The sequence below is a fragment of the Tropicibacter sp. Alg240-R139 genome (assembly GCF_900537075.1).
In the GTDB taxonomy this organism is placed as follows: Bacteria; Pseudomonadota; Alphaproteobacteria; order Rhodobacterales; family Rhodobacteraceae; genus Falsiruegeria.
This window is the reverse complement of the sequence record NZ_UNRA01000001.1, coordinates 1327003-1343036: the sequence shown is the minus strand read 5'-3', so window position 1 is coordinate 1343036 and position 16034 is coordinate 1327003. Positions and strand designations below refer to the sequence as shown.

The 16034-nt window shown below is 56.0% G+C and carries 16 protein-coding genes; 11 read left to right on the top strand and 5 right to left on the bottom strand.

Annotated features, from left to right (window positions below; genetic code table 11):
* Nucleotides 1-38: 38 nt before the first annotated feature.
* Nucleotides 39-1580 (bottom strand): helicase HerA-like domain-containing protein, encoded by a 1542-nt coding sequence (locus G6R15_RS06460; RefSeq protein ID WP_164658964.1) that lies wholly within the window; start codon nt 1578-1580, stop codon nt 39-41.
* Nucleotides 1581-2030: 450 nt separating this feature from the next.
* On the opposite strand from G6R15_RS06460, the gene G6R15_RS06455 reads away from it, so the two are divergent.
* Nucleotides 2031-2654 carry an invasion associated locus B family protein gene (locus G6R15_RS06455; RefSeq protein WP_164658963.1) on the top strand — a complete coding sequence of 208 codons (624 nt, stop codon included), beginning with the start codon at nt 2031-2033 and terminating at the stop codon, nt 2652-2654.
* Between the two features lie 53 nt (nt 2655-2707).
* On the opposite strand, the gene G6R15_RS06450 is transcribed toward G6R15_RS06455, so the two are convergent.
* Genes G6R15_RS06450 through G6R15_RS06435 form a run of 4 tightly spaced genes read right to left on the bottom strand, consistent with a single transcriptional unit; the run spans nt 2708 to nt 6970 of the window.
* Nucleotides 2708-3916 (bottom strand): beta-ketoacyl synthase, encoded by a 1209-nt coding sequence (locus tag G6R15_RS06450; RefSeq protein ID WP_164658962.1) that lies wholly within the window; start codon nt 3914-3916, stop codon nt 2708-2710.
* A 21-nt stretch (nt 3917-3937) separates the two neighbouring features.
* The gene (locus G6R15_RS06445) at nt 3938-4195 is read right to left on the bottom strand and encodes an acyl carrier protein (protein WP_164658961.1); all 258 of its coding nucleotides are present in this window, start codon (nt 4193-4195) and stop codon (nt 3938-3940) included.
* 35 nt (nt 4196-4230) lie between these two features.
* A complete protein-coding gene (gene lpxD, locus G6R15_RS06440; RefSeq protein ID WP_164658960.1) occupies nt 4231-5322 on the bottom strand; it encodes a UDP-3-O-(3-hydroxymyristoyl)glucosamine N-acyltransferase in 1092 nt (363 codons plus the stop codon).
* A 37-nt stretch (nt 5323-5359) separates the two neighbouring features.
* Nucleotides 5360-6970: a murein L,D-transpeptidase gene (locus G6R15_RS06435; protein WP_164658959.1), complete on the bottom strand. Its 1611-nt coding sequence runs from the start codon at nt 6968-6970 to the stop codon at nt 5360-5362.
* 357 nt (nt 6971-7327) lie between these two features.
* Between G6R15_RS06435 and G6R15_RS06430 the strand changes: the two genes are divergently transcribed.
* The 10 genes from G6R15_RS06430 to G6R15_RS06385 all read left to right on the top strand — a co-directional run bounded on the left by G6R15_RS06430 (nt 7328) and on the right by G6R15_RS06385 (nt 16033).
* Nucleotides 7328-7897 carry a DUF882 domain-containing protein gene (locus G6R15_RS06430; protein WP_164658958.1) on the top strand — a complete coding sequence of 190 codons (570 nt, stop codon included), beginning with the start codon at nt 7328-7330 and terminating at the stop codon, nt 7895-7897.
* Nucleotides 7898-8180: 283 nt separating this feature from the next.
* Nucleotides 8181-8366, top strand: a complete 186-nt coding sequence (locus tag G6R15_RS06425) for a hypothetical protein (protein ID WP_164658957.1) — start codon at nt 8181-8183, stop codon at nt 8364-8366.
* A gap of 57 nt (nt 8367-8423) precedes the next feature.
* Nucleotides 8424-8648, top strand: a complete 225-nt coding sequence (locus tag G6R15_RS06420; RefSeq protein WP_164658956.1) for a hypothetical protein — start codon at nt 8424-8426, stop codon at nt 8646-8648.
* Nucleotides 8649-8841: 193 nt separating this feature from the next.
* Nucleotides 8842-9519 carry a TetR/AcrR family transcriptional regulator gene (locus G6R15_RS06415; RefSeq protein ID WP_164658955.1) on the top strand — a complete coding sequence of 226 codons (678 nt, stop codon included), beginning with the start codon at nt 8842-8844 and terminating at the stop codon, nt 9517-9519.
* Complete coding sequence (locus tag G6R15_RS06410; protein WP_164658954.1) at nt 9516-10544, top strand: alcohol dehydrogenase catalytic domain-containing protein; 1029 nt, start codon at nt 9516-9518, stop codon at nt 10542-10544. The genes G6R15_RS06415 and G6R15_RS06410 overlap by 4 nt, the downstream gene beginning before the upstream one ends.
* Before the next feature lie 79 nt (nt 10545-10623).
* Nucleotides 10624-11499, top strand: coding sequence for a branched-chain amino acid ABC transporter permease (locus tag G6R15_RS06405; protein WP_164658953.1), 876 nt, complete (start codon nt 10624-10626; stop codon nt 11497-11499).
* Between the two features lie 4 nt (nt 11500-11503).
* Nucleotides 11504-12601 carry a branched-chain amino acid ABC transporter permease gene (locus G6R15_RS06400; protein ID WP_164658952.1) on the top strand — a complete coding sequence of 366 codons (1098 nt, stop codon included), beginning with the start codon at nt 11504-11506 and terminating at the stop codon, nt 12599-12601.
* Nucleotides 12598-13362, top strand: coding sequence for an ABC transporter ATP-binding protein (locus G6R15_RS06395; RefSeq protein ID WP_164658951.1), 765 nt, complete (start codon nt 12598-12600; stop codon nt 13360-13362). Before G6R15_RS06400 ends, G6R15_RS06395 begins: the two co-directional genes overlap by 4 nt.
* Nucleotides 13359-14132: an ABC transporter ATP-binding protein gene (locus G6R15_RS06390; RefSeq protein WP_164658950.1), complete on the top strand. Its 774-nt coding sequence runs from the start codon at nt 13359-13361 to the stop codon at nt 14130-14132. Before G6R15_RS06395 ends, G6R15_RS06390 begins: the two co-directional genes overlap by 4 nt.
* Before the next feature lie 17 nt (nt 14133-14149).
* Nucleotides 14150-16033 carry a long-chain fatty acid--CoA ligase gene (locus tag G6R15_RS06385; RefSeq protein WP_205520472.1) on the top strand — a complete coding sequence of 628 codons (1884 nt, stop codon included), beginning with the start codon at nt 14150-14152 and terminating at the stop codon, nt 16031-16033.
* The last annotated feature ends 1 nt before the right edge of the window (nt 16034 follow it).

Here is a 16034-nt window from a genome sequence, read left to right as displayed (position 1 = left end):
CAACAAACCCCTCAGGGTTTCGAGACACGCACTAGGTGTCACCGCCCTTTGAAGAAGCTTCCAAGAATACCGCGAACGATGCGACGCCCAGTCGTCCCTTTTAGCTCTTTGATCACGGCCTCTCCCATGGCGCTGGCGACGGTATCTTTCTTGCGGGTATAGCGTGAAGAGGATCGGCTGACCCGAGATCCTGAGTAGCGGCGCGCGGTGGAATACTCGCGCTGCATCATAGGCTGCTCTTCTTCATTGACCTCTGCAACTTCGGCTTCTTTCGCGGCTTGCTCAGCGCGCTTACTCAAGATCTCAAACGCCGATTTGCGGTCCAGCCGCTGGTCATATTTGCCACCCAAGTCCGATGCCGCAAGATGGGCTTTACGCTCGGCCTTGGTGATCGGGCCAAGGTGTGACGACGGGGGACGGATCAGCGTGCGTTCCACAATCCCTGGCACGCCTTTTTTCTGAAGCATCGAGGTGACCGCCTCGCCCACACCAACCTCGCGTATGGCCACTTCGGTGTCAAAGACAGGATTCTCACGGTAGGTCTCTGCTGCCAGGCGAAGGTTCTTGCGATCCTTGGCGGTAAAGGCCCGCAGGGCGTGTTGGATGCGGTTGCCGAGTTGGCCCAGAATATCCTCGGGTACATCGGCCGGGTTCTGGGTGATAAAGTAGATCCCAACCCCTTTGGATCGGATCAAACGAGCAACTTGTTCGACTTTGTCGACCAGAACCTTGGGCGCATCGTCAAAAAGCAGATGCGCCTCGTCAAAAAAGAACACCAGCTTGGGTTTGTCTGGGTCGCCGACTTCGGGCAATTCCTCGAACAGTTCGCTGAGCAGCCACAACAGGAAAGTGGCGTAAAGGCCCGGCGCTGCCATAAGCTTGTCAGAGGCCAGGATGTTGATCATTCCGCGCCCCTGGTCATCGGTTCGCATCAGATCCTTGAGTTCCAACGCCGGTTCACCAAACAGCCTTGAGGCCCCCTGATTTTCGATTACCAGCAAACGGCGCTGGATCGCACCGATCGAAGCGGTTGAAACATTGCCATAACGAAGCGACAGCTGCGCCCTGTTTTCGCCGATCCAAACCAGCAGGGCTTGCAGGTCCTTCAGGTCCAATAACGGTAGCCCGTCTTCGTCCGCCAGGCGAAAGGCGATGTTCAAGATGCCTTCTTGTGCTTCGCTGAGTTCTAGCAAGCGTGACAGTAGCAGCGGCCCCATTTCGGTGACGGTGGTGCGGACCGGGTGACCCTGCTCACCGAATAGATCCCAGAACGTCACGGGACTGGCCCTGTAGGAGAAGTCAGTGAAACCAATGGTTGTTGCGCGTTTGGTAAAAGGATTGTGAAGCTTGTGTTCTGGTGATCCGGACTTGGCCAGCCCTGACAAATCACCTTTGACGTCTGCCAGAAACACTGGAACACCAGCCTCGGAAAACCCTTCCGCCAGGATTTGCAATGTCACGGTTTTGCCCGTCCCCGTGGCCCCCGCGATCAGCCCATGTCGGTTTGCGTACTTCAACGACAGCCCTTGCGGTTCGCCATAACTTTCGCCGCCGCCACCTAAAAAAACCTTACCGTCCATAAAGTTATGCCTCGTATTGCATCGTTTCGCTGCAAGCATACAAAGTTAACCTTTCGCTGCCATAGTTCTTTCTTGTCTGGACCTTGTAACTTTCTTTGAGGGCCGGACACCTTCCTCCCTGTTAGACTGGCCGTGCCTTCGGGCACGGCATTTTTACCCCAAAGGGCGGTAATTCCGCCCATGGTGTGAATAAGGCACAAGAAATGCAGTCTTAACTGTTGACCGATGCGGCCCCAATACGTAACGTCTGCCCCAATAACTAAGTCGGCCAGTCCGACGGGGAGCAAAATATTAAGGGGGAGACCTATAACTGGGTCTCCCCTTTTTATGTTCAGAACGCTGATTGCTGTGGCTTACAATCAATCCGTTCTATCCGGTCGATTGGCACTGACAGCCGGGTCCAGGCATGCTAAATCGTGGCCAAAGCAGTACCGAATGTATGAGGCGACCATGTTCAAATCCATTATCAGCCTGAGCTCTGTGACCGCGCTGTTGTTTGCAACCGCTGCGGTCGCCCAGGACACCACGACCGAAGAAACAAAACCAGAAGCGGAACAGACCGGAGCCGTCGAAGGATCCGAAGCACTGGATCTTGGCGAACCCGTGGCCGAAGGGCCGAAACTGGGCGAACGCTATTCCAAAGACAAGTTCGGCGATTGGGATCTGGCCTGCATCAAAACCGAAGAAGAACAAGACCCCTGTTCGCTGTTGCAGATCATGACTGATCCGCAAAACAATCCGATGGCGGAAATTTCGCTGTTCCGTTTGGCGGGCAATCAGGCAGCTGTGGCTGGGGCAACGATTGTCGTGCCACTTGAAACGCTGCTGCCCGCGCAGTTGACAGTTTCGATCGACGGTGCACCGGGCAAGCGTTACAATTACTCCTTCTGTAATCCAATTGGCTGTGTCGCCCAAATCGGTCTGACACAGACGGATATCGACGCTATGAAAAAGGGTGCCAAGGCCACTGTATCATTGGTCCCTGCCCCGGCACCGGATCAAACCATCAGCCTGGATCTGTCGCTCTCTGGTTTCACTGCCGGCTTCGACGTGGTTGATGTTGTCACCAACTGATCACCAGCCAGTCTAAATCAGAAACGCCGCCCATTGTGAGGCGGCGTTTTTTGTTAGACTTTACGTAGCGCAAGAACTGCGTTCATGCCTCCAAAGGCAAAGGCGTTGGACAAGGCCACGTCCACCTTCGCCTGGCGCGCTTCGTTCGGGACAACATCCAACGCGCATTCCGGGTCGGGTTCTTCATAACCGATGGTTGGTGCAATCACGCCATCGCGCAAGGCCATGATGCAGGCCAGCAACTCCACCGCGCCAGTGCCTCCGATCAGGTGACCATGCATCGATTTGGTCGAGCTGATCATCAGGTTGTCGGCATGTTTGCCAAACACATCCGCGACGGCGGCACATTCCGTCTTGTCGTTTGCCGCGGTCCCGGTGCCATGGGCGTTGATATAGGCCACATCCTCGGGGTTCAGGCGCGCGTCTCTCAACGCCCCGGAAATAGCGCGCGCAGCGCCCTGTTTCGAGGGCATGACAATGTCGGACGCGTCCGATGACATGGCAGATCCGATCACCTCGCACAGGATGTCCGCCCCGCGGGCCTTGGCGTGTTCATATTCTTCGAACACGAAAACCCCGGCCCCCTCGCCCTGTACCATGCCGTTTCGGTTGGCACTGAACGGGCGGCAAGCGTCTTTGGACATGACCCGCAGCCCTTCCCAGGCTTTGACACCACCAAAGCACAACATGGATTCAGATCCACCCGTCACAATGACCGGCGCCATGCCGCTGCGCACCATGGCCAGGGCTTGGGCCATAGCGTGGTTGGACGAAGCGCAGGCGGTCGAGACCGTGAACGACGGGCCTTTAAGATTGTATTCCATCGACAGATGGCTGGCGGCCGCATTGTTCATCAGCTTTGGCACAACAAAGGGATGCACCCGGTTCTTGCCGTCCTCATAGACAGAGCGGTAATTGTCGTCCCAGGTGCTGACACCGCCCCCGGCGGTGCCCAGAACGACGCCCGAACGGGCTGCGAGATCGCCGTTAAACGTCAGGCCCGATTGGGTGATCGCCTCTTTGGCCGCAGCCAGAGTAAACTGCGTAAAACGATCATACAGAGACATCTGCTGGCGGTTGAACCGGCCTTTGGCTTCGAACCCGCGGACCTGTCCGCCGATCTTGATGGCCAGCCGGTCAACGTCGCGAAATTCCAATTCGCCAATGCCACAGCGCCCTTCGCGCATGGCCTCTAGCGTTTCAGGCACCGAATGGCCCAGAGAGTTGATGGTGCCGACCCCGGTGATGACAACGCGTTTCATCTTGCTAATCCCGCTTGCCCGCTATGCTTTCTCGGACATGAGCTTTTCGATGCCGGTCACGATGGCCGCCACGTTCGAAATGTCAAAATCGCTTTTAGATGGTTCATTGGCATTGAAGGGGATCGAGATGTCGAACTCTTCTTCGATGGCAAAAATGCTTTCGACCAGGCCAAGGCTGTCGATGCCCAGATCCTCTAATGTGCTTTCAGGGGTGACATCGGATGGGTCCAGAACGGCCTGTTCTGCGATGATCGCGATAACACGGTCGTTGATGCTCATAATCAGTCCTCTGACTTGAATGATCTGTGGCTGATTTAATCACTCGCGGTCAGTTTGGAAACCGCCTTTTTCAGCGCATCGACGTCGCGCAAGATACGCGGCAAGCGGCGCTGCGCTTTGTAAATGCCTGTATGGGTTTCCATTTTAACGGCCGGATACCCCATCATGACGCGCCCGGCGGGTACATTGGATAGGATTTTTGTTGCCCCCGCGGCAATAACACCCGCACCGATGAACAGGTTGTCGGCCACCCCGACTTGCCCGCCCAGAACTGAATTGTTGCCGATGTCGACAGACCCAGACAAGCCAACCTGACCGCACAGCAAGCAATCCTGCCCAACACGCGAGTTGTGGCCGATATGTACAAGGTTGTCGAGTTTGGTTCCCGAGCCAATCACGGTGTTGCGAATAGTGCCATTATCGATGGTCGAGTTTGCTCCGATCTCTACATCGTCGCCAATTTCAACCGCGCCCACTGAATGGATACGCAGCCAGCTTTGCGCCTGGGCATCGCCCGCATCACCCATCGACTTGCGCACGTTTTCGACGCCGGACACCTCGGGTGTGACAAAGCTGAACCCATCCGAACCGATGCGCACGCCGGGTTGTGCGCGAAAGCGATCCCCAATGATGGCGCGTGCACCGATGCTAACCATCTCACGCAAGTGGGCGTTTTTCCCAAGATGCACGTCCAGACCAATGAAGCAGTGCGGGCCGATGACCGAACCATCGCCAATGGCCGCATTGGCGCCAATCACGCAAAGCGGCCCGATCGAGACGTTTTCACCAATCTTGGCTGTGGGATCGACAACGGCTGACGGGTGGATTCCCTGCCCTTCGCCTTGGCCCGCGTCCATCATAACCGTCACACCGGCCATTGCCATTCGAGGTCTTGCTGCAAAGATCGCAGCCTTCAGGCCCATGGCTTGCCAATCTGCGTTCGGCCAGACCAAAGCGGCCTGTGCGCTTCCGGCTTGCAGGTCTTCAGCATATTTCGGCGACATCGCCAAGGCCAGGGCGTCTGATGATGCATCACCGGGTTCCGATGCATGGGTGACCGTCAGCTCAAGGTCCCCGGCCGCCTCGGCGCCAAGGGAATGGGCAATTTGCTGTATGGAAAAGCGCATGATGGGACCCCGTCTTATTCGCTTTGGTCCCCGTTGCTTAACCCCGAACGGCTGACAGGGCCACCCCTGCGTTGCTGAGCGCGCTCCAGATCTTGGCGTCGCGGCCATAGATGTCGCGACGGTATTCCGCCTGACCCTTGGGCGAGATCACGGCTGTGCGATAGATGATGTGCACAGGCACGGGTTCCTCAAGAACAACTTTGGTTTCCCTGCCGGTGTTCAGGACCTGATGGAAATAACCCTCGGGGTCGCTGCTTTGCTTGGCCAAAAGCGCATAGGCAAATTCGAACGGTTGCGCCAAACGAATACAGCCGTGTGAATAAGCCCGCACCTCACGCGCGAACAAATGCTTTTGCGGCGTGTCGTGCAGGTAGATGTTGTACTTGTTCGGAAACATGAACTTCACCAATCCAAGCGCGTTCCGTTTGCCCGGAGGTTGGCGCATAGCAAAGGGGAAACTGCGCGAAGAATACTGCGAGAAGTCATGCCCACGGCCCACGCGGCGACCGCGACTGTCGGTGATTTCAAGATGACCAACGGCGTTTGGATTTGCGCGCAGTTTGGGAAGGTATTCTTTGGTGATGATCGAGCGCGGCACATACCAGCTGGGATTGATCACCATATGCTCCATCACGTCCGAGAATTCTGGCGTGCGGCGGTCGCTGGTGTTTTTGCCGATGACCGAACGGGTCTGAAAGGTCACGTAACCGTCGTCCACGATCTTGGCGGAAAAGTCTGTCTGGTTGACTAGAACATGCCGTCCGTCCCGGTCACGGGTCAGCCAGCGTTCGCGTTCCAGCGCCACGATGACTGACTTCAGCCGGTCACCGACGCTTTTGTTGATCTCGGTGATGGTGCCCTTACCGGCCACCCCGTCCGCCTCAAGCCCATGCGCAGACTGAAACGCCTGTACGGCGTTCTGCATGGCTGTATCGTATGTACGGCTGGCACTGCGACCCATGTACCCCATATCAATCAGACGATTGCGCAGGCTCACAACGGCATCTCCAGCATCGCCTGGTTCCATTTTGCGAACCGGAACAGTGGGACCCCAACCGCCTTCGGCCAACAAATGCTCGAGCCGTAGTTTTTCTTTTAGCAGTGCTCGGTACTGGGGCGAGGTTGGCGCCAGGGTGCGGATGTATTCGCGCGGCGCGGCTGTTTCAAGCTCGCGCAGATAGGCATCGCCGTCCCGACGCTCTACCTTGCGCACCATGCCACCGTCGATTGTCGAGGGACGCAGAACGCCGGTCTGGATGTCGCGGGCGTAGGTGACAAACGCACGACTCAGCGCGACTTCGACCATGCCGAGGTCGCGCGTGGTTTCTGCATCGCGCATCTTGTCCATCAACTGGTCCAGCCGATAGCGATCGACTGGCAGGCCGTGCACATCTGCGCTCGACAGCGCCTGGATCAATGCAGCACGTCGTGCGCGGTGCTCGTCCCCTTTGCCGGTCCAAATTGGATTGTAGTCGTTCTCGCGATAAAACTTGGCAACCGCATCACTCTTATAAGCGGCTTCGGCAATGGCCTGTTTGAAAGCTGTAACCTGGGCCGACACGGGCGCGCCTAACAATGCGAGCAAACCAGCGGCACCCAATAGGTGAAAAACGGTTCTGGCAGACGAACGCCGAGGTAATCGCAGCATGGGATGGTCCTTGGGGTCTTGGTAATGGTCAAATCAACGGGTGTTCGCCAAGTGTCAAAAGTTACATTAAAGAAGTCCATTCACATTTCGTTCACAGGACAAATTGCGAACAAACCTGATGCATGCGTGCATCGCCTTGATTTTTGAACTCAGAGCGCTTGAAAAAGCGGCGGATATAAGGCTTTTGCTCATGTTTGCGCAAAAACTCGCCGAAAATTCCCCGTATTTAAAACTTGCCGCATTCAATTCTTGGCTCGCGAATCTGTCTGTGCCATACAGTTGCCATCTGGGGATGGATATAAACACAGTGCACGTAACATCGTGCGCAGGCAGGATACGTACGGGACGACACAGGAAATGGCAGATTCTAGCTCTTCGGGCATGACCCGACGCGCCCTAATCGGTGCGTTCGCAGCAACTACTCTCACGGCGGCACCAACGTTCTCCAAAGCGGCAGGATTCCTGCGCGGGGGCGGAGATATCCGCCGGATCAGAATGTATTCTGGTCGTACGGGTGAACGGCTTGACATGATCTACTGGATTGATGGCGACTACATCAAAGACGCGGTTAAGGAAGTGAACCACTTCATGCGCGATTGGCGAACTGACCAAGTCAAATCCATGGATCTACGGACCATCGACATCATGGCGGCCTCGCACAATTTGATGGATGTCAGTGAACCTTACATGTTGCTGTCGGGCTATCGCAGCCCGCAGACCAATGCTATGCTGCGCCGTCGGTCGCGCGGCGTTGCCAAGAATTCCCTTCATATGAAAGGCCAGGCTGCGGACCTTCGCTTGTCGTCGCGCTCGGTCGGTCAGATTGCTCGTGCCGCTGTCTCTTGTCGGGCTGGCGGTGTGGGACGCTACTCGCGCTCGAACTTTGTGCATATGGATTGCGGAGTCGTACGCAGTTGGGGTGGCTAACGCCCCTGAAGTCCCCAATAGCCATTTTGACGTTGAAACCTCCGAGCGCCAGCTGCGGGGGTTTTCTTTTTTGCGATTAGAGATTGCGCGCGTAGAAAGCTGTAAAGCATCATGTCTCCTTGGAGTATGGCATCCCCAAGAGCGCTGATGGCGCGCTCTGGCTAACCGAGAAGCACCACTTAATTCGAAGAGTGGGCCGTCAACACACAGGGAGCCATGCATTCGGGCAAATATCGCAACGACGGTGGGGTCGATGTGATGTTCTTTTTTCCATCCGCCAGTGATGAGCAAAGTCGGGGCATTTTTTTTTGCAAAGGGTGACCGCAACCTCAATCCAGACATGGTTCGGGATCTTGGCGGCAGGGTGGAGATTCAGCGCAAGTTAACCGGCGAACCAAATTCGGTCGACGTCCTGATTTGCGCCCATGAACCGACCAAAGGGATTCGGAATGCAGGCCGTGAATTTTAGAAAATCGACACGCTCTTTGAAGCAGTACCTACAGTTCAGATCGTCTTTGAAAACGAGATGTTGGACCGCAAAAGGATCGACGTCCCGCTGATGCCCGGCACAGTAGCTGCCTCCTCTGTCGGAAGGAAAATGGCAATACGTGCTGCTTTCAAGAAGCATTGCGATCTGGTGAAACCGTCGATGATGCTTTCAATCAAAGGCGGGCGCGACACGCCGATTCCTGAAAAGCAGCCCAATGCACCAGTGATCCCAGATTTCAGAACACATCGAACAGCCCGTTAAAGGCGCTCTCATACCAAAATATGAGTTGCTGCAAATATCTGTGTTCCAAATTGAAAAAATCTGAGTCGCGCTACAGTCGCGCTACAAACCCTGAGGGATTGTTGACCGGTTCCCCAACGTCACCTTGTGCATTCGATTGACTACATACCAAGTAGTATGTTTCCTTCTCGGCGAATTCGGGGGTCACCAAACATTGTCACAAACTGCCGTCCAAGCCCGTTCGGAACGCTATGAAGAATTGTTGCGTGCTGCAGCGGAGTGCTTTCAAAGCCGTGGGTTTGCGGCAACGTCGATAGATACGGTTGCGCGCCATCTGGGTGCCACCAAGGGGCGGGTCTATCACTATTTTCCCTCTAAGATGGATCTGTTCAATGCGGTACGCGAACGGGCTATGGATCTTGTCTTTGCAGCCTCGGACGACGGGTACGCCATGCAGGGCAGCCCGGCCGAGCGTCTCTATGAAATGTCTGCAGGGCATGTGCGGTCGATGATTGATGATCTGCCTTACATGCACGTCTTGGTGGATGGCCTGCAAATGTTACGATACTCCACTACGACCCAGTTTCAGCGCGAAGCGATGGAGGCACATCTGGCGCGCAGGGACGTTTATGAGCAGCGCTTTCGCGAAGTCGTGGTTGAGGGTGTTGCCGACGGACAGTTGCATGTGGGTCCTCAGCTGTCCGTGACCATCCAAAGCTTCATGGGGACGCTTAACGGGCCTGTTTTCTGGTACCGTCCGCGCGGCGATGACACTTCTGAAAGCCGCCAGGCCATTGTTGACGACGTGGTTCGCTTTGCCTTGTCTGGTCTTGGACTGAACGAAGAGAGCATCACGCTTTATTCAAGCCAATCACGAAAGGTTTTTGCATGACCCAGATTCCTGAGATTATGTTTGCCGTTGTGCAGACTGGCGATGGCTATTCTGGCCAGGCAACCGGTCCGGCAATTTCGGATGCGGCGGACTACTTGGAAAACCGAGAAGTTGCTGTGCCCACACCCGGCCCTGGTCAGGTTCTGGTCAAGCTTCGGATGGCCTCGGTCAACCCGTCGGACATGCATTTCATCAAAGGTGAATATGGCCAGCCCCGGGTCAAGGGGCACCCGGCCGGGTTCGAAGGCTGCGGAGATGTCGTCGCCACCGGCAAGGGGGCCGAATCTCTTGCCGGTCAACGCGTCGCTTTCGTGGCCGCCGGTTCGGGTGCTTGGGCTGAGTACGTGCTGACTCAGGCGCAAATGTGCATTCCTTTGCGTCCTGATGTTTCGGATGAAGATGGCGCTGCTCAGATCGTCAACCCGCTCTCCGCCATGGCCATGGTCGACATTGCCCGCTCCGAAGGTGAAGCGTTTGTCATTTCTGCTGCCACCAGCCAGCTGGGCAAACTGATGTGTACGCTGGGACGTGATCTGGGGTTGAAACCTATCGCGCTTGTACGTCGAGCCGATGCGATCGAGCCGCTTAAGGAATTGGGCGCAACCGAGGTTTTGGTGACCAGCGATCCGGGCATGTTGGAGAAATTCGCCAAGATTAGCGCCGAGCTAAAGCCGCGCGTGTTTCTGGATGCGGTTAGCAACCAACAATCCGAGGAAATCTTTTGCGCCCTGCCAAACCGAACTCGTTGGGTCAGCTACGGAAAATTGGACGCCGAATTGCCCAGTCTTTCACGCATGGGGCAGCTCGTTTTTATGGGTAAAAAGATTGAGGGATTCTGGCTTACCAACTGGATGATGACCACGCCGCCTGCCGATCAGATGCGGGTGGTGAGCGAAGTGCAGGCACGATTTGCAGATGGTCGCTGGAAAACAGATGTTTCCGCGCACTTAACTCTTCGTGACGTTGTGTCAGGTTTGGCGAATGCCCTTAAAAAGACTGACGGAAAGGTCATGATCACGCCATAGTATGGATAACGCCCCCCGGTGATGAAGAAAAACCAGAGGGCAGTCGAACAAGCCGGTCAACCGGTACAGGGAGGGAAGTTTGGACAATTTGCAGCTGCTGATTAGCGGGCTGGCGAATGGCTGTGTTTATGGCCTAATCGCGCTTGGTTTTGTGCTGATCTACAAGGCGACCGAAGCAGTGAATTTCGCGCAGGGCGATTTCATGATGCTAGGCGCATTCATAACTATCGGGCTAACGAATACAGAATACATGGGGCTGCCGTTCTGGCTGGCACTGCCGATCTCACTTGGGTTGATGGCGGTCTTAGGCTATTTGCTGGATCGGTTCCTGATCCGAAAAATGTTTGGGGAAAGCCAGACTTCGGTCGTGATCTTGACCATCGCTTTGGGCTTTGTCATTCGCTTTGCCGCTGGCCTCATTTGGGGGCACGAGCCGCAGACGCTGCAAAATCCGCTGGCCGGTAAAGAGATTGCCCTGGGTGGTCTGGTACTTGGGATGGAGGACGTGGCCGTTATCGTCGTCACCGTTCTGCTGACCTGGGCGCTGTATGTCTTTTTCTCGAAAACCAAGATGGGTCTGGCGATGCAAGGCGCCTCGCAGAACCAGTTGGCCGCCTATTACATGGGTGTTCCAGTCAAACAGGTTCAGGGGCTTGTATGGGCCTTGGGTGGCGTCGTGGCCTGTGTCGCGGGAATCCTGTTTGCCGCCAAGGGGTCAGTCGACCCCAGCACCGGCCTGATCGGGATCAAAGCCTTTGCCGCAGCTGTCATCGGCGGGTTCGGCTCACTCCCCGGGGCGCTTGCAGGTGGCTTGATTGTAGGTGTGATCGAGCCCTTTGCCAGCCGCTACATCGCTGCTGGTTACAGCCAGATCGCGCCTTACGCGTTGCTGTTGGCCGTGTTGATCTTCCGTCCGCACGGGCTGTTCAGCCAAGTGCGCTCCAAGAAGGTATAAGCTTATGCGGATCGTATTCAAAACCAACTACATGCAGGATATCCGCCCCTGGAAGGACGGATACCAGTTGAGCCTTTACATGCTGCTTTTGGTGGTGGCGATTGCAGCGCCCTGGATGCTGGATGACTTCTATCTGGGCGAACTGACCAACGTGTTGATCTGGGCCATTGCGGGTTTGGGCCTGATGGTTCTGACCGGGCACACCGGGCAAGCCAGCCTTGGGCACGCGGCGTTCCTGGCCATCGGGTGTTATGCCAACATCATCCTGATCGAGGCGGGCGTGCCCTTTATGATCGCCTTTCCGGTCGCTGGTTTGATCACGGGGATCATCGGGGCGACCATCGCAGTCCCTGCCCTGCGCCTGCATGGCATCTATCTGGCGATCTTTACGCTCGCCATGTCGATCCTGATGGATGACATCATCGTTCTGGCCGAACCGATTACCGGCGGGGTTGCAGGCAAATACGCGCCGTCTGTTGGTGTGTTTGGCTTTATGGTTGATCGGTGGGGCACACCCAACGAATTCTACTGGCTGACGCTTGGCGTCGTGGTTCTGGTCACGCTTGGTTACATCAACATTTTGCGCGCGCCTTTGGGGCGGTCATTCATCGCAGTGCGCGACAGCGAAGTGTCGGCACAGGCCATGGGCGTGGACATCTCGCGCACCAAGACGATTTCATTCGGCCTCAGCTGCATGGTCACCGGATGGGCGGGTGCCCTGATGGGGCTTTATGCGGGTGCGTTCAACAACGAAACGTTCAGCGTCGTAATCTCGATCCAGCTTTTGATGATGATCGTTATTGGTGGTTTGGGTTCGATCCACGGGGCGTTTTTTGGGGCCATCATCATTGGTTTCCTGCCACAGTTCTTGTCGATCTCAAAAGAATACGTCGGTGCCGTCTTTGGCGGCTCGACCGTGGCCATTCCTGGTCTTGAGTTCGGCATCTTCGGCATGATCCTGATCGCGTTCATCCTGTTCGAACCCATGGGGATTTATGGCCGCTGGCTTAAGGTCCGCACCTGGTTTGAACTGTTCCCCTTCTACCGCAAGGACATGTTCAAGCGGCAGAAATCCTACCTCAAGACGGAGCGCCTGAGATGAGTTTGCTCGAGCTTGAAAACGTCACACTGAAGTTTGGCGGGCTGACGGCGGTGGATAATCTGTCGTTCAGCGTCGAAGAAGGCGAAGTCTTTGCCATCGTGGGGCCCAATGGGGCAGGCAAGTCGACCGTGTTCAACTTGATCTCGCGGTTCTACGACCCCTACGCAGGCAAGATCCGCTTTGATGGCCATGACCTGTTGCAGGTCAAACCATCCGGGGTCGCGGCTTATGGCGTGGCGCGGACATTCCAGAACATCGAATTGTTCGAACACGCAACCGTGCTGCAGAACCTATTGGTTGGTCGGCATCGACACCGCACAACAAACCTGCTTTCAGAGGTGTTCTTTGCGCCCTCGGCCAAGCGGCAGGAAATGGAGAACCGAGAAAAGGTCGAAGAGGTGATCGATTTCCTCGACCTGCAGGCCTATCGCGACAAGATGATCGCCGGGCTTCCTTATGGTGTTCGCAAGGTCGTCGAGGTGGCGCGCGCGCTGTCCACCGATCCCAAGTTGCTGCTTTTGGACGAACCGGCCTCTGGCCTGTCCGTCGAGGAAACGGCAGACATGCGCTGGTGGATCGACGACATCCGCCGTCAGATGGGCATCACCGTTCTGATGGTCGAACATGACATGGGGCTTGTCTCGGGCGTGTCCGACCGGGTTCTGGCCATGGCCGACGGCGCGAAACTCGCACTTGGCACACCTTCCGAGGTGCAGTCGCACCCCGCTGTGATCGAAGCATATCTGGGGAAAGCATCATGAGCGAACCCATTCTGAAAATCCGCAACATCGAAAGCTTTTATGGACCTATCATGGCGATCCGGGGCGTGTCCCTGGACGTGCACGAGGGGCGTGTCGTCTCCATTCTGGGGGCCAACGGCGCAGGCAAAACCACGCTGATGAAAACCATCTCAGGGGTAATGGATCCAGAAAAGGGCACCATCACCTTTGACGGCAACGACATCCAAGGTTCAGAACCGCACAAGGTCGTGCAACAAGGGATCGTTCACGTGCCTGAAGGGCGCGAGGTGTTTCCTCTGCTGACGATCGACGAAAATCTTAGCCTTGGAGCCTATACAAGCTCGGACAAGGGTCAGATCGAACATGACCGGGAATTGGTGTTCAACTACTTCCCGATACTGAAAGAGCGGCGCAACCAAGAGGCAGGCACTCTGTCAGGTGGTCAGCAGCAGATGTTGGCGATTGGTCGTGGTTTGATGGCAAACCCACGCATCATGCTATTGGATGAACCCAGCCTTGGGCTATCTCCTCTATTGGTGCAAGAAATCTTTACCATTCTCAAACGGCTCAACGAAGAGCAGAACATGACCATGATGCTGGTGGAACAGAACGCTAGTGCGGCACTGAACCTGGCCCATGATGGTTACGTGATGGAGGTGGGTCGGATCGTGATGGACGGCACCGCCGAGCAATTGATGGCGTCTGAGGATATCCAGAACTTTTATCTGGGCGTTCAAGAAGAAGGCGAGCGGGAAAACCGCCGCTGGAAACGCAAGAAAACATGGCGATAACAGGAGAGGTGACCCTGATGGACGCAACCACCCTACCCGCTCAAACTGTGATCAACGGTGTCTCGTTCAATTCCACGCCGGGCCAACGCCCTGTGAAGGTGGATGGAACCCAGACGATCGTGTCCTTGTTCAAGAAACGCTGCGCCGAGCTGGGCGACCGAACTGCGCATCGCGAAAAGGACTTTGGCATTTGGAAAACCTACTCCTGGGCCGACTATTGGACCCGCGCCAAATGGATCGGCTTGGCCCTGCGTAAGCTGGGGCTGCAACGGGGCGAAGTCGTCTCGATTCTCTCTGAGGACCGCAAAGAATGGGCCTATGCCGATCTGGGCATTCAATGTGTTGGGGGTATTGCGTCCGGAGTCTATACCACCGATAGCGCCAGTCAGCTGGCCTATCTGATCAACGACAGCGACAGCCGGTTTCTGATCGTCGAGAACGAAGAACAGCTGGACAAATATCTGCAGATCGAAGCCCAAGTGCCTGGGCTGTTGAATGTCATTATCCTAGAGGATGAAGGCCTGCACGATCTGGATCACGCGCGTTGCATGCTGATTGATGATCTCTACAAGATCGGTCAGCAAGCCGAAAAGGATGAACCGACCGTCTTTGAAGCCGAGATCGAAAAGGCGCAGCCGCAGGACATCGGATTGCTGATCTATACCTCTGGCACCACAGGCATGCCCAAGGGCGCGATGCTGAGCCAGGAAAATGTGATGGCGGGGATCGAAGCGGGTGCGCATCGTTTGCCCGTTGAAGAGACCGACGAGCAGCTGTGTTTCCTGCCGCTGTGTCACATCCTGGAACGCAATGTATCGATCTATTTCCCGCTGGCCTGCAAGGCAACGGTGAACTTTGCCGAAAGCCCTGAAACGGTCTTTGCAAACTTGCAAGAAGTTTCACCGGCAACCTTTGTGGCCGTTCCGCGCGTGTGGGAGAAGATTTATTCGCAAGTTCTGATCTTGACCCAGGATGCTACACCTGCCGGGCGCGCAGCCTTTGGCATGGCGTTGAAAGTCGGGTTTGAGCGGGCCGAATACCTGCTGAACAACAAGCCCGTGCCTGCTGGGGTTGCCGCCAAGTTTTGGCTGTGGGATCGCCTGGTTCTGCGCAACCTGCGCCGGATGCTGGGCATGGACAACATGCGTCGCGGTGGTTCCGGTGCCGCACCGATCTCGCCCGAGCTGCTCAAATGGTATTGGGCCATCGGTGTGCCTCTGCTCGAAGGATGGGGAATGACGGAAACATCCGGCTTGGGCTCGATCAACACGTTTGAGGAAAACAAGATCGGCACTATCGGTAAACCTGTTCCGGGGTACGAAATCCGCATCGCCGATGACGGCGAGATCCAGACCAAGGGCCTCAACAATTTCAAAGGATATTGGCGGAACAACGAAAAGACGGCTGAGACGTTCACTGACGACGGCTGGCTGCGCACGGGTGACATTGGTGAAATCGACGCCGACGGGTATCTGAAAATCACCGGACGTCTCAAGGACATCATCATCACCGCAGGTGGCAAGAACATCACCCCTGCCGAGATCGAAAGCCGGTTGAAGTTCAGCCACTATGTCTCGGATGCAGTGATCATTGGTGATCGGCGTAAGTACCTGACGTCGCTGATAATGATTGATCAGGAGAACGTCGAGAAATACGCTCAGGACAGAAAGGTCCCGTTCTCGAACTTTGCCTCGCTCTGTGCGGCACAAGAGATCAAGGATCTGATCGCCGAGGAGGTCAACGCGGTAAACAAGGAGTTTGCGCGGGTCGAACAGATCAAGGACTTCCGCTTGATCGACGTGCTTCTGACGGCCGAGGATGAGGAGCTTACCGCCACGATGAAACTCAAGCGCAGCTATGTAGAAAAAGCGCACGCGCATCTGATCGACGACATGTACTAAG